The sequence below is a fragment of the Streptomyces sp. SCSIO 75703 genome (genome assembly GCF_036607905.1).
In the GTDB taxonomy this organism is placed as follows: domain Bacteria; phylum Actinomycetota; class Actinomycetes; order Streptomycetales; family Streptomycetaceae; genus Streptomyces.
Map to the genome: position 1 here is coordinate 900,533 of NZ_CP144555.1, position 15,337 is coordinate 915,869.

General features: G+C 72.4%; 14 protein-coding genes and 1 pseudogene. 6 read left to right on the forward strand and 9 right to left on the reverse strand.

Annotated features, from left to right (window positions below; translation table 11 throughout):
- Positions 1 to 15: 15 nt before the first annotated feature.
- The gene (locus VM636_RS04085; RefSeq protein WP_338483325.1) at positions 16 to 723 is read right to left on the reverse strand and encodes a hypothetical protein; all 708 of its coding nucleotides are present in this window, start codon (positions 721 to 723) and stop codon (positions 16 to 18) included.
- Positions 713 to 1,825 (reverse strand): hypothetical protein, encoded by a 1,113-nt coding sequence (locus tag VM636_RS04090; protein WP_338483327.1) that lies wholly within the window; start codon positions 1,823 to 1,825, stop codon positions 713 to 715. Before VM636_RS04090 ends, VM636_RS04085 begins: the two co-directional genes overlap by 11 nt.
- Before the next feature lie 359 nt (positions 1,826 to 2,184).
- On the opposite strand from VM636_RS04090, the gene VM636_RS04095 reads away from it, so the two are divergent.
- From VM636_RS04095 to VM636_RS04120, 6 genes are all read left to right on the forward strand, one after another.
- Complete coding sequence (locus tag VM636_RS04095; RefSeq protein ID WP_030418710.1) at positions 2,185 to 2,709, forward strand: FBP domain-containing protein; 525 nt, start codon at positions 2,185 to 2,187, stop codon at positions 2,707 to 2,709.
- On the forward strand, positions 2,706 to 3,293 hold the full coding sequence (locus VM636_RS04100; RefSeq protein WP_030418709.1) for a TetR family transcriptional regulator: 588 nt from the start codon (positions 2,706 to 2,708) through the stop codon (positions 3,291 to 3,293). The genes VM636_RS04095 and VM636_RS04100 overlap by 4 nt, the downstream gene beginning before the upstream one ends.
- A 444-nt stretch (positions 3,294 to 3,737) precedes the next feature.
- The gene (locus VM636_RS04105; RefSeq protein ID WP_338483330.1) at positions 3,738 to 4,889 is read left to right on the forward strand and encodes a hypothetical protein; all 1,152 of its coding nucleotides are present in this window, start codon (positions 3,738 to 3,740) and stop codon (positions 4,887 to 4,889) included.
- A 421-nt stretch (positions 4,890 to 5,310) separates the two neighbouring features.
- The gene (locus VM636_RS04110) at positions 5,311 to 5,748 is read left to right on the forward strand and encodes a GntR family transcriptional regulator (protein WP_030418707.1); all 438 of its coding nucleotides are present in this window, start codon (positions 5,311 to 5,313) and stop codon (positions 5,746 to 5,748) included.
- 4 nt (positions 5,749 to 5,752) lie between these two features.
- Positions 5,753 to 6,682 carry an ABC transporter ATP-binding protein gene (locus tag VM636_RS04115; protein ID WP_338486293.1) on the forward strand — a complete coding sequence of 310 codons (930 nt, stop codon included), beginning with the start codon at positions 5,753 to 5,755 and terminating at the stop codon, positions 6,680 to 6,682.
- Positions 6,679 to 7,653 carry an ABC transporter permease subunit gene (locus tag VM636_RS04120; protein ID WP_053914247.1) on the forward strand — a complete coding sequence of 325 codons (975 nt, stop codon included), beginning with the start codon at positions 6,679 to 6,681 and terminating at the stop codon, positions 7,651 to 7,653. The genes VM636_RS04115 and VM636_RS04120 overlap by 4 nt, the downstream gene beginning before the upstream one ends.
- Positions 7,654 to 7,821: 168 nt before the next feature.
- On the opposite strand, the pseudogene VM636_RS04125 reads toward VM636_RS04120, so the two are convergent.
- From VM636_RS04125 to VM636_RS04155, 7 genes and pseudogenes are all read right to left on the reverse strand, one after another.
- A pseudogene (locus VM636_RS04125) lies at positions 7,822 to 7,975 on the reverse strand (IS630 family transposase); the annotation flags it as partial.
- A gap of 151 nt (positions 7,976 to 8,126) precedes the next feature.
- A complete protein-coding gene (locus VM636_RS04130) occupies positions 8,127 to 8,534 on the reverse strand; it encodes a DUF6278 family protein (RefSeq protein WP_338483335.1) in 408 nt (135 codons plus the stop codon).
- A 72-nt stretch (positions 8,535 to 8,606) separates the two neighbouring features.
- Positions 8,607 to 9,392 carry an exodeoxyribonuclease III gene (locus tag VM636_RS04135; protein WP_030418703.1) on the reverse strand — a complete coding sequence of 262 codons (786 nt, stop codon included), beginning with the start codon at positions 9,390 to 9,392 and terminating at the stop codon, positions 8,607 to 8,609.
- 60 nt (positions 9,393 to 9,452) lie between these two features.
- Positions 9,453 to 10,091 (reverse strand): MBL fold metallo-hydrolase, encoded by a 639-nt coding sequence (locus tag VM636_RS04140; protein WP_053914249.1) that lies wholly within the window; start codon positions 10,089 to 10,091, stop codon positions 9,453 to 9,455.
- Between the two features lie 44 nt (positions 10,092 to 10,135).
- The gene (pcaC, locus tag VM636_RS04145) at positions 10,136 to 11,533 is read right to left on the reverse strand and encodes a 4-carboxymuconolactone decarboxylase (RefSeq protein WP_053914264.1); all 1,398 of its coding nucleotides are present in this window, start codon (positions 11,531 to 11,533) and stop codon (positions 10,136 to 10,138) included.
- A 241-nt stretch (positions 11,534 to 11,774) separates the two neighbouring features.
- Complete coding sequence (locus tag VM636_RS04150) at positions 11,775 to 13,718, reverse strand: GAF domain-containing protein (RefSeq protein ID WP_338483339.1); 1,944 nt, start codon at positions 13,716 to 13,718, stop codon at positions 11,775 to 11,777.
- 133 nt (positions 13,719 to 13,851) lie between these two features.
- Positions 13,852 to 15,240, reverse strand: a complete 1,389-nt coding sequence (locus tag VM636_RS04155) for an MFS transporter (protein WP_053914251.1) — start codon at positions 15,238 to 15,240, stop codon at positions 13,852 to 13,854.
- Positions 15,241 to 15,337: the final 97 nt, after the last annotated feature.

Genomic DNA, 15,337 nt, shown 5'->3' on the forward strand with positions numbered 1-15,337 from the left:
GACGGAGGTGACTTCTCAGGGGCCCGACCGGCGGAGCCCGCGGGAGAAGTCGCCGCGCCGGACGCGGGCGGTGAGCGAGTCGCCGCCGAAGGAGCCGTAACCGGTGGCGGACCAGACGCTGCATTCCGCCGGGATCTGGAAGTACGGCATCTCACGGCCCCGGTAGCGGTCGATCAGCACCTCGGGAGCACGACGGGCCCGGACGACGCCCGCACAGACGGCACAGGCGGAGACGGTCAGCGTCTGCCGGTACCCGACCGGGCGCCAGCCCACCCGCTCCTGGCCCCGGCCGTGGAGCGGCTGGAAGAAGCAGAGTGGCAGTGGCTCGGCCTCCGGCCCGGCCTCCAGCGCGTCCCGGCCCTCGGCGACCAGCGCCAGTACCCCCGCCAGGTCAGCCAGTGAACGGGCCCTCTCCAACACGGTCCCGGCGGCGGCGTAGGCGTCCAGCGCGTGCCGGAGCCGCTCCGGAGCGCGCTCGTCCTGATCGGCGGCCAGGGTTTCGCCCAGCTCCACCACCTCACGCTGCGCCGTGGCCCGCACCTCCTCCTCGGTCGCCGTGAGTGCTGCCGCGTGGACGGCCCGGGGAAGGTGGTACCGGGGGCCGAGTCGACGTCGGCGGCGGCGCAGGTACAGCGTCAGGGTCAGGAGGCCGACGGCGGTCGACGCGACCACGAGGAGGAGCACCGTGACGGCGGCCGTCCCTCCGTCGGCCTCAGAAAACACCTCGGTCCTCCCGTACCTTGCCGATCAATTCCTTGACGACCACCTGCGGCAGTCCCTCCCCGGCCAGCGGACTGGGGAGTTCCTGGTAGGGGCGGGCCTCCTGAACGCCCCGGGGCCGGAGCCGCAGCACCAACTGGTGGGTACGCAGGAGGCGGGGGCCGCCGCCACCGGTGAAGAGCTGGTCGAAGCAGTCGTCACAGACGTAGCGGTGATCGTCGTAGCTGGGCGGGCCGTCGTTCCACGGGATGTTGGTCTCCCTGGAAGCGGGGCCGTGGAGCGGGTTGAGCGCGCACACGTACGCGAGCTTGCGAATGCCCGAGCGCCTGCCCCGCGGCCGGAGCCCTTCGGTGCCCGACCTCAGCAGTGCGATGGCTATCGTCATGGCCACCGGCTCGGCGTCCGGGTCGATGCGGTCGTCGGCGCGCTGGTCGAGTACCAGTGTGGCGGCGTCCAGGCAGTCCCAGGCGTGCGCGTACTCCCGTTCCCTCGCGGCGGCGGCCGACTCCCTGGCCCGGCGGGCCGCCAGCGCCCGGTCCCGGCCCGGCCCGGCCCGCCGGGGCGGCCCCTCCCCCGGCGGCGGTTCCGGACCCGCTTGCTGACGGGACGTCAGCCGTCTGCTCAGTCGGCGGTGTTCCCGTACGGCGATCTTGAACAGCCAGTCCGTGGAGGGCTGCGTGGGTCCCAGGCGCTCCCGGGCCCGTCTCCTCAGCCTTCTCCCGATTCTCCACAACACCACGTCCGTGAACTCGACGTAGTAGTGAAAGAGGACGGACAGCAGCGCCAGTGCCAAACCTGCCAGCAGCAGGCCGAGGAAGGCGCCGGCTCCGAAGTCGCCGGAGTACAGGGGTGGCATCGGGCCCTGGGCGTCGTCGGGCACCTGCCAGACGAACGGCGCGGCCACCCCGATCAGCACCGCGGCGGCGAGCGAGGCGGGCGCGACCCGGCGACGGAGGTCGAGCCCGACGTACAACTGCCGGATCAGCAGCACACCGAGGCCGAACAGCCCTACCGGGACCCCGGCGAAGAGCGCGCCGGCCGTGAGGCTCTGCAGGCCCCGGTCCTCTTCGGTGAAGACGGCCAGCCAGGAAGCGGCCGTGCTCAAGCCGCCACTGCCGGTCATCGCGTGAACCCCTCCCGCCCCGTCGCAAGTGCGCCGGCCCGCACACCTGACGCGACAGCACAGCCTAGCCAACGCGCCTGCGGTCACACCGTGAAGACCAGGAGTACGGACCGGGCCCCGGGGAGCCCCGGCGTGACGGTGTGACCGGGGCGTCCCCGTCGAGCTGCGCCGACCTCGGTCGTCCATGCCACGCGGGGATGAGGAGCGGGCAGGGCTCGGGGAGTCCGGCTCCCCGTCTCGCCACGCACTCTCCCGCCTCGTCCACGCCGCGCACGCCCGAAGCAAAGTTGTACACTGATACAATTTGTATCGATGTCCAATTCACGGGAGGAGACAACACCATGCGCCCCCTGACCCGCGATGAGGTGCGGGGCTCCATCGTCAACCTGTATCCGGCCACCGCGAAGGTTCGCCTGCCCGCGTCCTTCGACGAGACACGGTGGGAGCGGATCGACTACCTCGGCTGGCGAGACACCCGGGCGAACCAGCGCGCCTACCTGGTCTCGGAGATCGACGGCGAGGCCCATGGAGTCCTCCTGCGGCAGAGCCCCAGCCAGGCGGCCCTGGCCTCGCGCGCGGTCATGTGCGATCTGTGCCGGTTCACCCGCAGATTCAACGAGGTCTCGCTGTTCACCGCACCGCGCGCGTCCAAGGACCAGCGCCGGCGTCTGAGTGCTGTGGGACTCTTGTTGTGCACGGACCTCGATTGCGTCCTCAATGTGCACCGAACGCCGACGAGCGGCCCCCAGGACCCACCACCGGAGCAGATCATCGAGAACCGACGCAGCGGACTGCGCGCACGCACCATCGACTTCCTGCGCTCGGTGCCCGACACCGCCGGCGTGGCCCGAGGACCGAGCCGATGAGCTACCTGGCCCGCGCCGCGCGGCGCCAGTCCATCGTGGAAGCGGCGGCCACCGTCGTGGCCCGCGACGGCCTGAGCGCCGTGACCGCCCGGATCGTCGCCGAGGAACTCCAGGGGTCCCCGGGACAGATCCATCACCACTTCGCCTCGACCGACCAACTGGCCGCAGAGGCGTGGCGCCACTACGCACTGGCGGAGATCGAGACCTACCGGCACGAGATCGCCGGTCTCGACCCGAGCGCGGCGCTCGGCCTGTTCTTCGGCGACCTGCTGGGCGAGGAGGGCCAGGAAGGCACGGCTCTCGCCCGATGGGCCGAGGCGGGGGCGCACGCCCAGCTACGACCGCTCGTCGGCGCCGGCTACCTGGAAACCCTGGCCCACCTCACCGACGTGCTCGCCGACGTCCTGGCCCCCGGCCACGCCGACCCGGCAGACGCGCGCCATGCCGCCGGTCGTCTGCTCATGCTCGGCGTCGGACTCGCCGGGACGACCCGCATCCAGGGAACCCCGCCCGTCCCGGTCCGCGACGTGATGCGGTCCGCGATCCAGACCGAGACCAGCCGGCCCGAGACCGGGCGGAGATGACCCGCCTGCGCGTGCACCACGAACGGAACATCCCGCTCACGGTGGCAGGCAGGCGACGAGTCATCGGGCAGCGCGCTGCGGGAAACCCGCACTCCAGGGATCGGGGTGGTGGAACCGACCAAGCGGACAGGATGACCGCATGCCGGGTCGTCACCGATGGGGATTTCCCCGGGGCCGAGGTGCACCCCGGCCCCGCCGAAGGTCCCTTGCCCGAGGCGGAGCGAGGGCCCGGTGAGGACCACGGCCACACGACCCGCCCCCGCGGCAGCGACGTGGCGGACGGGCGGGGCCGGCCGCCGACGTGCGGTTACTGCCGGACCGCACCGCGTGGGCGCCGGGGAGGGCGTGGGGGCCGGGAGGTAGGATGGGGCGGGAAGATGCCGGCGGGACGACCCGTCGGTACGTTGCGAGCAGGGACGACCCAGCAGAAACGGGCTGATCTCCGTGCCCGCGCCTTCCACTCTCCGCACCGTCCTCACGCCGACGTCGGTCTTCCGGCTCGTCCTCGGATGGGGCGCGTTCCTCACCGTCCTGCTCGCCGCCCCCGCGCTCTCCGGCCCCCTGCCGACCCCGGCGCTGTGGGCGGTGCTCGCGGCGATCGTCTCGGTGATCGTCGTCTGCGCCTTCGGGGTGGTCACCCAGGCCGAGCACCTCGCGCACCGGCTCGGCGAACCGTACGGCACGCTGGTGCTCACCCTCTCGATCGTGATGATCGAGGTCATCCTCATCTCCGCCGTCATGCTGGGCCCGGGTGAGCACGGCACCATCGCCCGCGACTCCGTCATGGCCGTCTCGATGATCATCCTCAACCTCGTCATCGGCGCGGCGCTGCTCGCCGGCGGGCTGCGCCACCGCGGCCTGCGCCCCAACCGCGCCGGCGTCTCCGCCTATCTGGCCCTGCTCCTGCTCCTCCTCACCGTGGCCTTCGCGCTCCCCCACCTCGTCGGCACGCACGGCAGCTACACGCCGTGGCAGGCGGTGCCGGTCGTCGTCGTCACGGTGGTCGTGTACGGGTTCTTCCTCCACCGGCAGACGGGGGCCCGGCGCGCCGACTTCCAGGAGGTCGGTCCGGCCGGCTCCGTGAGCGCCCCGGACACCGGGGAGGCCGGCCGGGCGGGGCCCCTCGACGTGCTGGCCCGCCACCGGTCGGAGATCGTCGCCCGGACCGTGCTGCTCGTGGCGACCGTGGTGCCGATCGTGCTGCTCTCCCACGACATGACCGCCCTGCTCGACGACGGACTCGGCCGGGCCGGGGCGCCGGTGGCGACGACGGGCGTCCTCATCGCCATGATCGTGTTCCTGCCCGAGACGATCACCACGATCCGTGCCGCGCTGGGCGGGGAGATCCAGCGGGTGAGCAACCTCTGTCACGGCGCCCTGGTGTCGACCGTCGGCCTGACCATCCCGTCCGTGCTGACGATCGGCCTGCTCACCGGACAGACCGTCGTGCTCGCCGAGAGCCCGGTCGACCTCCTCCTCCTCGGGGCGACGCTGCTGCTCACGCTCGTCACGTTCTCCGGACGGCGGGTGACCGCCCCCCAAGGAGCGGCGCACCTGCTGCTGTTCGCCCTCTACGGCGTCTCCGTGTTCGCCTAGTGCCGTGACCGTATCGGTTCGCCGGGTCGGTGGTCGTGGCGGTTGGATGTGGAATGACGTCCGATCCGACCGGTGGAGGCGGGGTGGCCGAGCCTGTCCGTGTGCCCGGACTGACCGACCAGGAAGGGCAGCGGCCGCAGCAGATCGCGCGCCGGGCACCGATCGCGTAACCCGGCACATCGTGTGGCAAGTCCTTCAGCAACCCCGCCTCCACGAACGGCGCTTCGAGCGACGGCGCCGACTTCCGCTGCGACGGCCAGGTCAACGCGCACACCCTCGCGACGCATACGGCAGCGAAGTGGACGCCGACGTGACGGAGGCCGCGGCCGGCGGCTGAAATCCTGCCCAGGAGGCCCCTCCGATTGCTGTTGACAACCACCCGCGCACCCCTCCATCATCATTCCACTAATCGCGTAGTTAAATGGTGGTGGTCATCGTGGAGTTCCGCATCGACAGGCGGAACGGAGTCCCCGCCTTCCTGCAGATCGTGCAGCAGACCAAGCAGGCCCTGCGGCTGGGCGTACTGGTGCCGGGCGACCGGCTGCCGACCGCCAAGGACGTCGCCGAGGTCAGCGCGGTCAACCCGAACACCACCCTCAAGGCGTACCGCGAGCTGGAGCGTGAGGGCCTGGTGGAACCGCGACCCGGCCAGGGCACGTTCGTACGCCGCACACTGGCCCGCCCCTCGGCAAGTACCGACTCACTGCTGTACGGGGAGCTGGTGGCGTGGGTGTCCCGGGCGGCCGAGGCGGGTCTGGAGGAGGAAGACGTGGCCGCGTTGGTCGCCTCGGCCGTGGAGAAGCAGTACGCCGCCGGCAGTGAGCGGGCGGTCACGACAACTAGGAGCACTGGTGAGTGACGGTATGTACGCGGGGGAGTCGGCACTTGAGGCGCGCGGCCTGGGGATGCGCTACCGGCGGGGATGGGCACTGAAGGGCTGTTCCTTCCGGCTCCCGGCGGGACGGATCTGCGGGCTGGTCGGTCCCAACGGGGCGGGCAAGACCACGCTGCTGAGCATCGTGGCCCACGTCCTGGAGCCGACACAGGGCACGCTCAGCGTGTTGGGCGCGGCACCGGGCTCGGTGGACTCGGGGCGCACCTCGTTCCTCGCCCAGGAGAAGCCCCTGTTCCGCCGGTTCACCGTGGCCGAGACCCTGCGGCTGGGGCGGGAACTGAACCCCGGCTGGGACCAGCGCGCCGCCGAGGACATTGTCCGCGCGGGCAATGTGCCCTTCGACGCGAAGATCGGCACGCTGTCCGGCGGCCAGCGCACCCGCGTCGCCCTCGCCGTCGCCCTCGGCAAGCGCCCCGATCTGCTGCTGCTCGACGAGCCGATGGCGGGCCTCGACCCGGTCGCGCGCCAGGAACTGGTGGGTGCCCTCCTCGCCGAGGCTGCCGAGCGCGGCACCACCGTCCTGATGTCCACCCACGTCCTGGCCGAACTGGAGAACGTGTGCGACTACCTCGTCGTCCTCTCCGACGGCGGAGTACGCCTCGCCGGTGACGTGGACGAGCTGCTGTCCGTACACACCATGGTCACCGGCGCCAAGGAGGGCGAGGGCCTGCCCGCCTCCCTCGCGCACCACCCCCTCGTCGAGTCCCGGATCAGCGGACGGCAGTTCACCGCCCTGATCCGCCCCGAGGGTCCGGTCGCCGGCCCCTGGGAGACGGACAGCCCGAGCTTGGATGAAGTCCTGCTCGCCTATCTCCGCTCACCCGACGCACCGCCTCTGCTCACCCCCACCGCCCAGGTCCGGGACCAGGCGTACAACGCCCGGACGGTGGCAGCATGAGCTCTCTCACCAGCACCTCGACGACGACCAAGTCCACGGCCCCGGGCACCACGGGCACCGGCCGACTCCCCCAACTCCCCCAGCCCCTCAAGGGCATGGCCTGGCTGGTCTGGCGCCAGCACCGGGCCGCGTTCTGGACCATCCTCGGCGCCTCCGCGCTCGCCGTGGCGTGCATCGTCTTCCAGCGCTCCCGGCTGCAGATCGACGGGTACACCCACATATCCACGGGACTGCGGCTGATACCGATCCTGCTCGGTGTCTTCCTCGGTGCCCCGCTGTTCGCCGGCGACCTGCAGAACGGCACCGCCAAGCTGGTCGTCACCCAGTCCGTGAGCCGGACCCGCTGGCTGACCACGAAACTGGCCCTGACCGCACTGGTGGTCGTGGTGAGCACGGTCGCGCTGTCGCTCGCGTTCGGCTGGTGGTGGAGCCTCTACGAGTCCGAGGTCACGGCCACGGAGTGGATCTCCGAATCCACCTTCAACAACACGGGACCCGTGCCCGTCGCCCTCGCCCTCCTCTCCGTCTTCGGCGGGGTGGCGATCGGTGTGGTGCTGCGCCGCACGCTGACGGCCATGGTGGTCACCCTCGGTTTCACCGTCGTCGTCCAACTCGTCTGGTCCCACTTCCTGCTGTCGCTCGGCAACGTCGTCACGAGCACGACGAGCAGGGGTGTCATCGCCGAAACCGCGATCCAGACGTTGCCCACAGGCGCGCACCGGATGGACGGGGCGAACCCGTACCTCACCGGCGACGGGAAACTCCTCGGCTGGGACACCTGTGCGGACGCGCAGACGGAACAGGCACGTGAGCTGTGCCTGCAGAGGGCCGATGTCGTGGGCTGGTCGGTCGACTACCTGCCGATCTCCCAGATGAACGGCATGCAGTGGTTCGGCGCGTCGATCCTGCTGGCCCTGACCGCCGCCGTCACGGTGTTCCTCTTCTTCTGGGGCCGTAAGCGCCTCGCCTGAGACCCGCCCCTGGTCTGTGCGGGGCTCGCACCGCTCGGGCGTACCGAGAAGTCACCGTGTGGTGGGCTCGCACCACCGGCACCACCGGCACCACCATGAACATCGGGGCCCACACCGCTCTCAGCGGATCACGTCCCGGGCGGTGTCCTCGCCGGCCTGCACCAGCTACGCGATCACTGGCACCCGGGTCCCGCCTGCCGAGGCCGACAACAGCATCGCCCGCCGGTAGCGCACCGAGTCGGTGCTGCCCCCGGCGCACGATCTGCTGCGGCTTCCGTCCCTCCTGGTCGGTCGGCCCGCGCACCCGGACAGGCTCGGCCACCGCACCTCCAGCGGTCTGACCGGACATCCCCACACATCCAACCGCCCCGCCCACCGACCCGGCGAACCCATACGGTCACTTCACCATCCGTCCCGGTCCGGGTCGGGCGGGCCGGAGGGCGGGGCGGGCGGGCTCACGCCCCCGTGGCCGGTCAGGGGCCGGCCACCGAGGCGTAGAACTGGGAGAGTTCGGGCACACCGTCAACGGCCCACTCCAGGCCGGACGTCACCACGTCGCACTCCTGCCCGGAGGGCAGCCGGACCACGAACTGCCCGTCATGGCGCAGCGCCCAGACCGCGCCGGGGACCGTGCGCACGATGACCGTGCCCAGGTACAGCCCGGCGTCGCTGCCGAGCCACGGCAGGATGTCGGGATCGGTCCGCCAGCGCGGCAGCATCTGGTCGAGCCGCTCCAACGAGGCCGCCGTGTCGTCGAGTCGGACCCCTTCTCGCGCCGCCTGATCGCGCAACAGGTCGCACTCCGCGAGCAGTTCGGCGACGCCGTCGAGGTCGGGGGCCGTGCGCTCGGTGCGCCGCTTGCCCGGGAAGGGGACTTTCATACCTCCACACTGTCATTTGTCCCGCCCCGCGCGCACCCGGCGCGCGGGAGGGCGCACGCAGCGTGGCCGGGCTCACTTCGGGACGTCGAGGTCCACCACGACGGGGGCGTGGTCGGAGGCGCCCTTGCCCTTGCGCTCCTCGCGGTCCACGTAGGCGTCGGTGACGGCCTTCGCGAACGGCGCGTTGCCGTAGACCAGGTCGATGCGCATGCCGCGGTTCTTGGGGAAGCAGAGCTGGCGGTAGTCCCAGTACGTGAACGGCTGGTCGTACTTGAGCGGGCGCGGCACGACGTCGGAGAGCCCGGTCTCGCGCAGCGAGGCGAGGGCGGCGCGCTCGGCGGGCGTGACGTGGGTGGATCCCTCGAAGGCGGCGGGGTCGTGGACGTCGTCGTCGGTCGGCGCCACGTTGTAGTCGCCGAGGACGGCGAAGGGGCGGCTGCCCGCGGCGTCGCCCGCGACGGCCGCGCGCAGCGCCTCGAACCACTGGAGCTTGTACGCGTAGTGCGCGTGCTCCACCTCGCGGCCGTTGGGCACGTAGACCGACCAGACGCGGACCGGGCCGCAGGTGGCGGAGAGGGCACGGGGCTCGGTGACGCCCTCGAACCCGGGGTCGCCGGGCAGGCCCTTGACCACGTCGTCGAGGCCGACGCGGGAGAGGACCGCCACGCCGTTCCACCGGCCGGTGGCGTGCACCGCCGCCTCGTACCCCAGCTCGCGCAGGGCGTCGAAGGGGAACTGCTCCTCGGCGACCTTGGCCTCCTGGAGGCAGAGCACGTCGGTGCCGCTGCTCTCCAGCCAGGCCAGCAGCCGGGGCAGGCGGGCGGTGATCGAGTTGACGTTCCAGGTGGCGATGCGCATGCACCCCAACCTACCCGGCGGCACCGACAGTGCCCTCCGGCCCGGTCGCCGGGGGCCGGGTCATCCCAGGCGGACCGAGTCGCCCGGGGTCAGGCGCAGGTGCTCGGCGCCGCCCAGCTCCCCGATCTGGCGGTCGTAGACCGGGCGGGCGAGGTCGGTCAGGAGCGCGTCGTGGACGTCGTAGGCGCGTCGCGGGCGGACCTCGCGGACGTAGTCGATCACCTCGGAGATCTTGTTCCAGGGGGCCATCACCGGCAGCATCAGGGTCTCGACCGGGGTGTTCGGCACGGTGAGGGCGTCGCCGGGGTGGAAGACCTTCCCGCCGTCGACGAGGAAGCCGATGTTGGTGACGCGGGGGATGTCCGGGTGGATCACGGCGTGCAGTTCGCCGTGGACCTGCACGTCGAAGCCGGCGGCGGTGAAGGTGTCGCCGTGTCCGACGGTGTGCACGCGGCCCGGGAAGGCCGCCGAGATCCGTTCCGCCACCGAGGCGAGGGTCCAGATCCGGGCGGCCGGGTTGTCCTCCATCGCGGCACGCAGCCGCAGCTCGTCGAAGTGGTCGGGGTGCTCGTGGGTGACGAGGATGGCGTCCGCGCCGAGGGCGGCGTCCTCCTCGCTGAATCCACCGGGGTCCAGGACGAGCGTCTGCCCGTCCTTGACGAGGCGGACGCAGGCGTGCGACTTCTTGGTGAGCTTCATGTCCCCATCCTGCCGCCGGACCCCGCCCGGCGGCGGACGCGGGCTCACTGCGGCGGTGTCGTCTCCTCCCGGATGACCTGCCGCGCCACCCGGAAGGCGGCGTTCGCGGCGGGGACGCCGCAGTAGACGGCGGTCTGGAGCAGCACTTCCCCGATCTCGTCGGGGGTGAGTCCGTTGCGCAGCGCGGCCCGGGTGTGCACGGCCAGGTCGTCGAGGTGGCCGCCGGCGACCAGGGTGGCGAGGGTGACGCAGCTCCGGGTGCGGCGGTCCAGTCCGGGCCGGTCCCAGACCTCGCCCCAGGCGTACCGGGTCACCAGTTCCTGGTAGTCGCCCGAGAAGGCGTCCGCCTGCGCGAGCTCCCGGTCGACGTGGGCGTCCCCGAGCACGTCGCGGCGCACCTTGATCCCGGCCTCGTACGGGTCGGGCCGCTCCTGGGGCTGGGCCGGCACGGCCGGCGGGGCGATCTCGGCGATGGGCCCGGCCTGCTGCGGCACGGGGGCCGGTACGGGCGGTGCCGGCGGGGCGTGCGGCGGCACCGGCCCCTGGGCCTGCGGCGGTACGGGCGCGACGTGGACGGCGGGGACGGCGGGGACGGCGGGGACCGGGGGCGCCGGCTGGACCGCCGGGATGGCCATCTGGCCGGTGGTGACGTCGTGGGCGGGCTGCCAGGCGGAGGTGAAGTGCCGCACCAGCAGGTCGGTGACGGCGGCCGGCTGCTCCACCGGGACCAGGTGGGAGGCGCCCGGGACGACGGCGAGGCGGGCGTCGGGGATGCCGGCGACCAGGGTGCGGGCCTCGGCGGGGCCGGTGACCTGGTCGTCCGAGCCGACCAGGACCAGGGTGGGCACGCCGACCCGGCCCAGTTCCTCGCGGACGTCGAAGGCGGCGAGCGCCTCGCAGGCCGCGATGTAGCAGCCGGGGTCGGTGGTGCGCACCATCTGCACGGCCCACTCGGTGATGGCGGGCTGGGCCGCGGCGTACCCGCCGGTGAACCAGCGCTCGGGCGAGCTGCGGGCGATGGGGTCGAGTCCGTTGGTGCGGACGATCACGCCGCGCTGGCGGAACTCGTCGGCGGTGCCGAACCGGGGCGAGGCGGCGATCAGCGCCAGGGAGGCGAGGCGCTCGGGGTGGCGCAGGGCCAGTTCGATGCCGACGGCGCCGCCGAGGGCGCAGCCCGCGTAGCCGAAGCGCTGCACGCCGAGGCCGTCGAGGGTGGCCAGCAGGCGCGCGGTGAGGTCGGCGACGGACGCGGCCGGGTGCGCGGGGGCGCCGCCGTGTCCGGGGAGGTCGAACCGGAAGACCCGCCACTGCTGGGCGAGGTCGGGAACCTGGCGGTCCCACATGTGCCAGGTCGTGCCCAGCGAGGGCCCGAGGATCAGGACCGGGGCGTCTTCGGGCCCGTCACAGCGGTATTGCAGGGTGTTCGGTGATGTCTCGCTCACGCCCCGCACGTTCTCACATCTCACCATTTCCCACGTACCTGGGTCGGGGCCCCACGCGAGCCGTCCCACGTTGTGGCGACTTCGCGAAGATCCTCCACGTCCGGCTTGACGGACCGCCTCGTGATGGTCCCACGCTCCGGGGCCTTCGCGACAGCACGGGCGACGGGACCGCGCCGGACGGGGCCGCCGAGACGGCCTGGCCCTGGTCCGGATGGCACTGTGGCGACACGTGGTCGCCTCGTCAGGTGGGCCGGTGGCCGGGCGTGCCCTGCTGGGCGAGGCGGTGCAGCCGTAGGGCCACCTGGATTTCGAGGGTGTTGCCGGGGGTGTTCCAGTCGGGGCCGAGGAGGTGGGCGACGCGGTCGAGGCGCTGGACCACGGTGTTGACGTGGACGTGGAGGGCGTCCTTGGCGCGGGCGAGGCTGGCACCGTGGTCGAAGTACGCGGTGAGGGTGCGGACGAGTTCCGTGCCGCGCTGGCTGTCGTAGGCGAGAACGGGGCCGAGGACGCGGTCCACGTACCCGGTGAGGTCCGTCCGGTCGCCGAGGAGGACCCCGAGGAAGCCCAGGTCGGCCAGGGCGGCGCCGTCGCCGGTGCGGCCGAGTGCTTCGAGTGCCCGCAGGCAGCGGCGTGCCTCGTCGTGGGTGTGGGGAAGGTGTTCCGGGCCCGTCGCGGGGCCTGCGGCGCCGATCGTGACGGGGGTGCCGAGGCCGCGGGTCAGGTCGTGGGCGAGTTCCTGGGCGAGTGCGCCCGGACGTGAGGTGGGTGCGAGCAGGACGGTGTGTCCGTTGCGCGTGCCGGCCAGGCCACCGAGCGCGCGTGCGCGGCGCACGGCCTCGGGCAGCAGGCGTGAGCGCAGGGCCGGGTCACAGGTGAGGACGAGTACCGCGTGGGGCCGGGCGAGATTGACGTCCAGCCGTCTGGCGCGCAGCGTCACGCTGCCCGTGTCGCGGTGGTCACCCGGTTGTTGGGCGGTGAGCAGGTCGTCGAGGAGTTCGCCGCGGACGCGGTCCTCCGCCTCGGCCACCGACCGGCGCAGCAGGAGCAGCAGGGCGGTGACCAGACCGGCTCGTTCGAACAGGCGCCGGTCGGCGTCGGTGAGACCGGCCCGGCCGGTGAGGACGAGACTGCCGAGGACTTCCGGGCCCGCCAGGACGGCGCACACCCAGTCTCCGTCGACGGGGACGGCCCGCCCGCCTCTGCGGGAGGCGTCGATCCCCTGCTCGGGCAGGAGGACGGGGCCGGTTCTCACTCGGGCGAGTTCGGTGCCGTCCGCGTCGTGGACGGCCAGGCCCCCGTCGAGGAGGGCCGCGATCTCGCGGGCGACCTCGTCGACGGCACCTCCTCTGAGGACGAGGTCGGTGAGCCGGTCGTGGGCGTCGGCCGCGCGGCGCAGGGCGTCGCCGTGGGCGCGAGCCGTTTCGTTGGCGGCGTTCAGTTCGACGAGGGCGGAGCGGGTCTCTTCCAGCAGGCGTGCGCTGTCGATGGCCACGGCGGCGTGGTCGGCCAGGGAGGCGAGCAGGGCGATGGCCTCCGGGGTGAAGTCGCGCGGGGTGCGGTCCGCGGCGAACAGCACACCGATCACGCGCCGGCCGACGCGCAGGGGCACGCCGAGGATGCCGCGCAGGCCCTCCTCGTCGACTCCTTCGTCGATGGCCCCGGTGTGCTTGAAGCGGCGGTCGGTGCGGTAGTCGGGGCTCGCGTAGGGGCGGGCGGTCTGGGCGACCAGACCGCCGAGACCCTCCCCCATGCCGAGGCGCAGTTGCTGGAAGGTGGCGGAGACCGAGCCGGCGGTCACCCGCATGAACGTGTCGCCCGCGGCGGGGTCGTTGAGGGTGAGGTAGGCGACATCGGTGCCCAACAGGGTGCGGGCCCGGTGCACGATGGCGCGCAGCACGGAGTCCAGGTCGCGCAGGGCGGCCAGGTCGCTCGCAGTGTCGAACAGGGCGGCGAGTTCGGTCTCCCGCCGCCGGCGCTGGGCCAGGGTCCGGTGGATGGTCAGCGCGGTCCGCGTCGCCTCGGCTATGACGTCCTGTTCGTGCGGGTCGGCGCCGGCGGCACCGGCCTGGGCGGCGGGCTGGGCCAGTTGGCCTGCCGAGGCGTCGGCGGCGAGCAGGTCGAGCAGCTCCCGGAGTGCCGCCGTCGCCGCGTTGGTGGGTCCGTTCGCGGTGGTCACGTCGGTCATCGTGGCAGTCCTCCCGTGCGGCCGCGCGGCTGGTTCGCGGATGGGCCGAGGCGCTGTGCGGGGCGCGGTGGGCCGGCGTGCGTGCGGTCCGCCCTGCCCACGGCAGACCGGACCGCACTCGATGGCGTACCCCTCAGACCCGGTCGGTACTGGCCACCGGCGGCTCCTGTCGTCGTGGTGCCCGCGTCGCGTCCGTCGTCGACCGGGTCAGGTCGCGGCCGAGGGTCTCCTTGATGACGGCGACGGTGACGGTGGTGACCACCGCGGCGGCACAGAGATACAGGGCGATGGGCGTCGAGGACCCGTAGCTCCTGAGGAGTTCGACCGCGACGATGGGAGCGAGGGCGCCGGCGACGATGGAGGCGAGTTGTGAGCCCATGGAGGCGCCGGAGTAGCGGACCTTGGTGTCGAACATCTCCGAGATGAAGGCGGCCTGCGGTCCGTACATCGCGCCGTGGAACAGCAGACCCGCGGTGACCGCGAAGGTGATCACGGCGAAGGACTCCGTGTCGAGCAGGGCGAAGAAGGCGAACGCCCAGACGGCCATGCCGATCGAGCCGATCAGTGTCACGGGCCTGCGGCCCAGGCGGTCGGAGAGCGCCCCCCACAGCGGGATGGTGAAGAAGTGGATGGCGGAGGCGATCAGGACGGCGTTCAGCGCGGTGCTCTTCGGCAGTTCCAGGTGGGTGGTGACGTAGACCAGCACGAAGGAGGTGAGGATGTAGTAGGAGACGTTCTCGCCGAATCGGGTGCCGATGGCCCCGAGCACCTCGCGCCAGCTACGGCGGAAGACCTCGACGACGGGCGCCTTCTCCTTGGTCCCCTCGGCGGCTTCCGCCTCGGCCTGGGCGGCGAGGAAGACCGGCGATTCGGACACCGAGGCGCGGATCCACAGGCCGATCACGACGAGGACACCGGAGAGCAGGAAGGGGATGCGCCAGCCCCAGGACAGGAACGCCTCCTCGGGCTGGACGGCGGCCAGCAGCGCGAGAACACCGGTGGCCAGCAGGTTGCCTCCGGGGGCGCCGCACTGCGGCCAGGACGCCCAGAAGCCGCGGTGTCTCTCGCCGCCGTGCTCGGAGACGATCAGCACGGCGCCGCCCCATTCGCCGCCCAGGGCGAAGCCCTGGATCAGGCGCAGGACGGTGAGCAGGATCGGGGCGCCCACGCCGATGGTGCCGTAGGTGGGCAGCAGGCCCATGGCGAAGGTGGCGCCGCCCATCAGCATCAAGCTGAGCACGAGCAGCTTCTTCCGGCCGATCTTGTCGCCGAAGTGCCCGAAGACCACGCCGCCGAGCGGCCGGGCCAGGAACCCGATCGCGTAGGTGACGAACGCGATCAGCGTGCCCACCAGCGGGTCGCTGGTCGGGAAGAAGAGGGTGTTGAACACGAGCGCGGCGGCGGAACCGTAGAGGAAGAAGTCGTACCACTCGATGGTGGTGCCGATCAGGCTCGCGCTGACGATGCGGGCGATGCCGCCGGAGCGGGGCTCGCCCGGCTTGGCGGTTGTGGTCTCGGTCATCGATTCACCGATTCTCGGGTGCGGTCGCGGGGACGGGTGGGGACGGTCGTGGGGGCGGTCGTGGGGACGCAGTGGCGCGCGGGCGCCGTTGAGGCGC

What these genes read in the sequence shown, in the direction of transcription:
- VM636_RS04095 (WP_030418710.1), top strand. Translation starts at nt 2,185, where the DNA reads ATGCGCCCCCTGACCCGCGATGAGGTGCGGGGCTCCATCGTCAACCTG.
- VM636_RS04100 (WP_030418709.1), top strand. Translation starts at nt 2,706, where the DNA reads ATGAGCTACCTGGCCCGCGCCGCGCGGCGCCAGTCCATCGTGGAAGCG.
- VM636_RS04110 (WP_030418707.1), top strand. Translation starts at nt 5,311, where the DNA reads ATGGTGGTGGTCATCGTGGAGTTCCGCATCGACAGGCGGAACGGAGTC.
- VM636_RS04115 (WP_338486293.1), top strand. Translation starts at nt 5,753, where the DNA reads ATGTACGCGGGGGAGTCGGCACTTGAGGCGCGCGGCCTGGGGATGCGC.
- VM636_RS04120 (WP_053914247.1), top strand. Translation starts at nt 6,679, where the DNA reads ATGAGCTCTCTCACCAGCACCTCGACGACGACCAAGTCCACGGCCCCG.
- VM636_RS04130 (WP_338483335.1), bottom strand. Translation starts at nt 8,534, where the DNA reads ATGAAAGTCCCCTTCCCGGGCAAGCGGCGCACCGAGCGCACGGCCCCC.
- VM636_RS04135 (WP_030418703.1), bottom strand. Translation starts at nt 9,392, where the DNA reads ATGCGCATCGCCACCTGGAACGTCAACTCGATCACCGCCCGCCTGCCC.
- VM636_RS04140 (WP_053914249.1), bottom strand. Translation starts at nt 10,091, where the DNA reads ATGAAGCTCACCAAGAAGTCGCACGCCTGCGTCCGCCTCGTCAAGGAC.
- VM636_RS04150 (WP_338483339.1), bottom strand. Translation starts at nt 13,718, where the DNA reads ATGACCGACGTGACCACCGCGAACGGACCCACCAACGCGGCGACGGCG.
- VM636_RS04155 (WP_053914251.1), bottom strand. Translation starts at nt 15,240, where the DNA reads ATGACCGAGACCACAACCGCCAAGCCGGGCGAGCCCCGCTCCGGCGGC.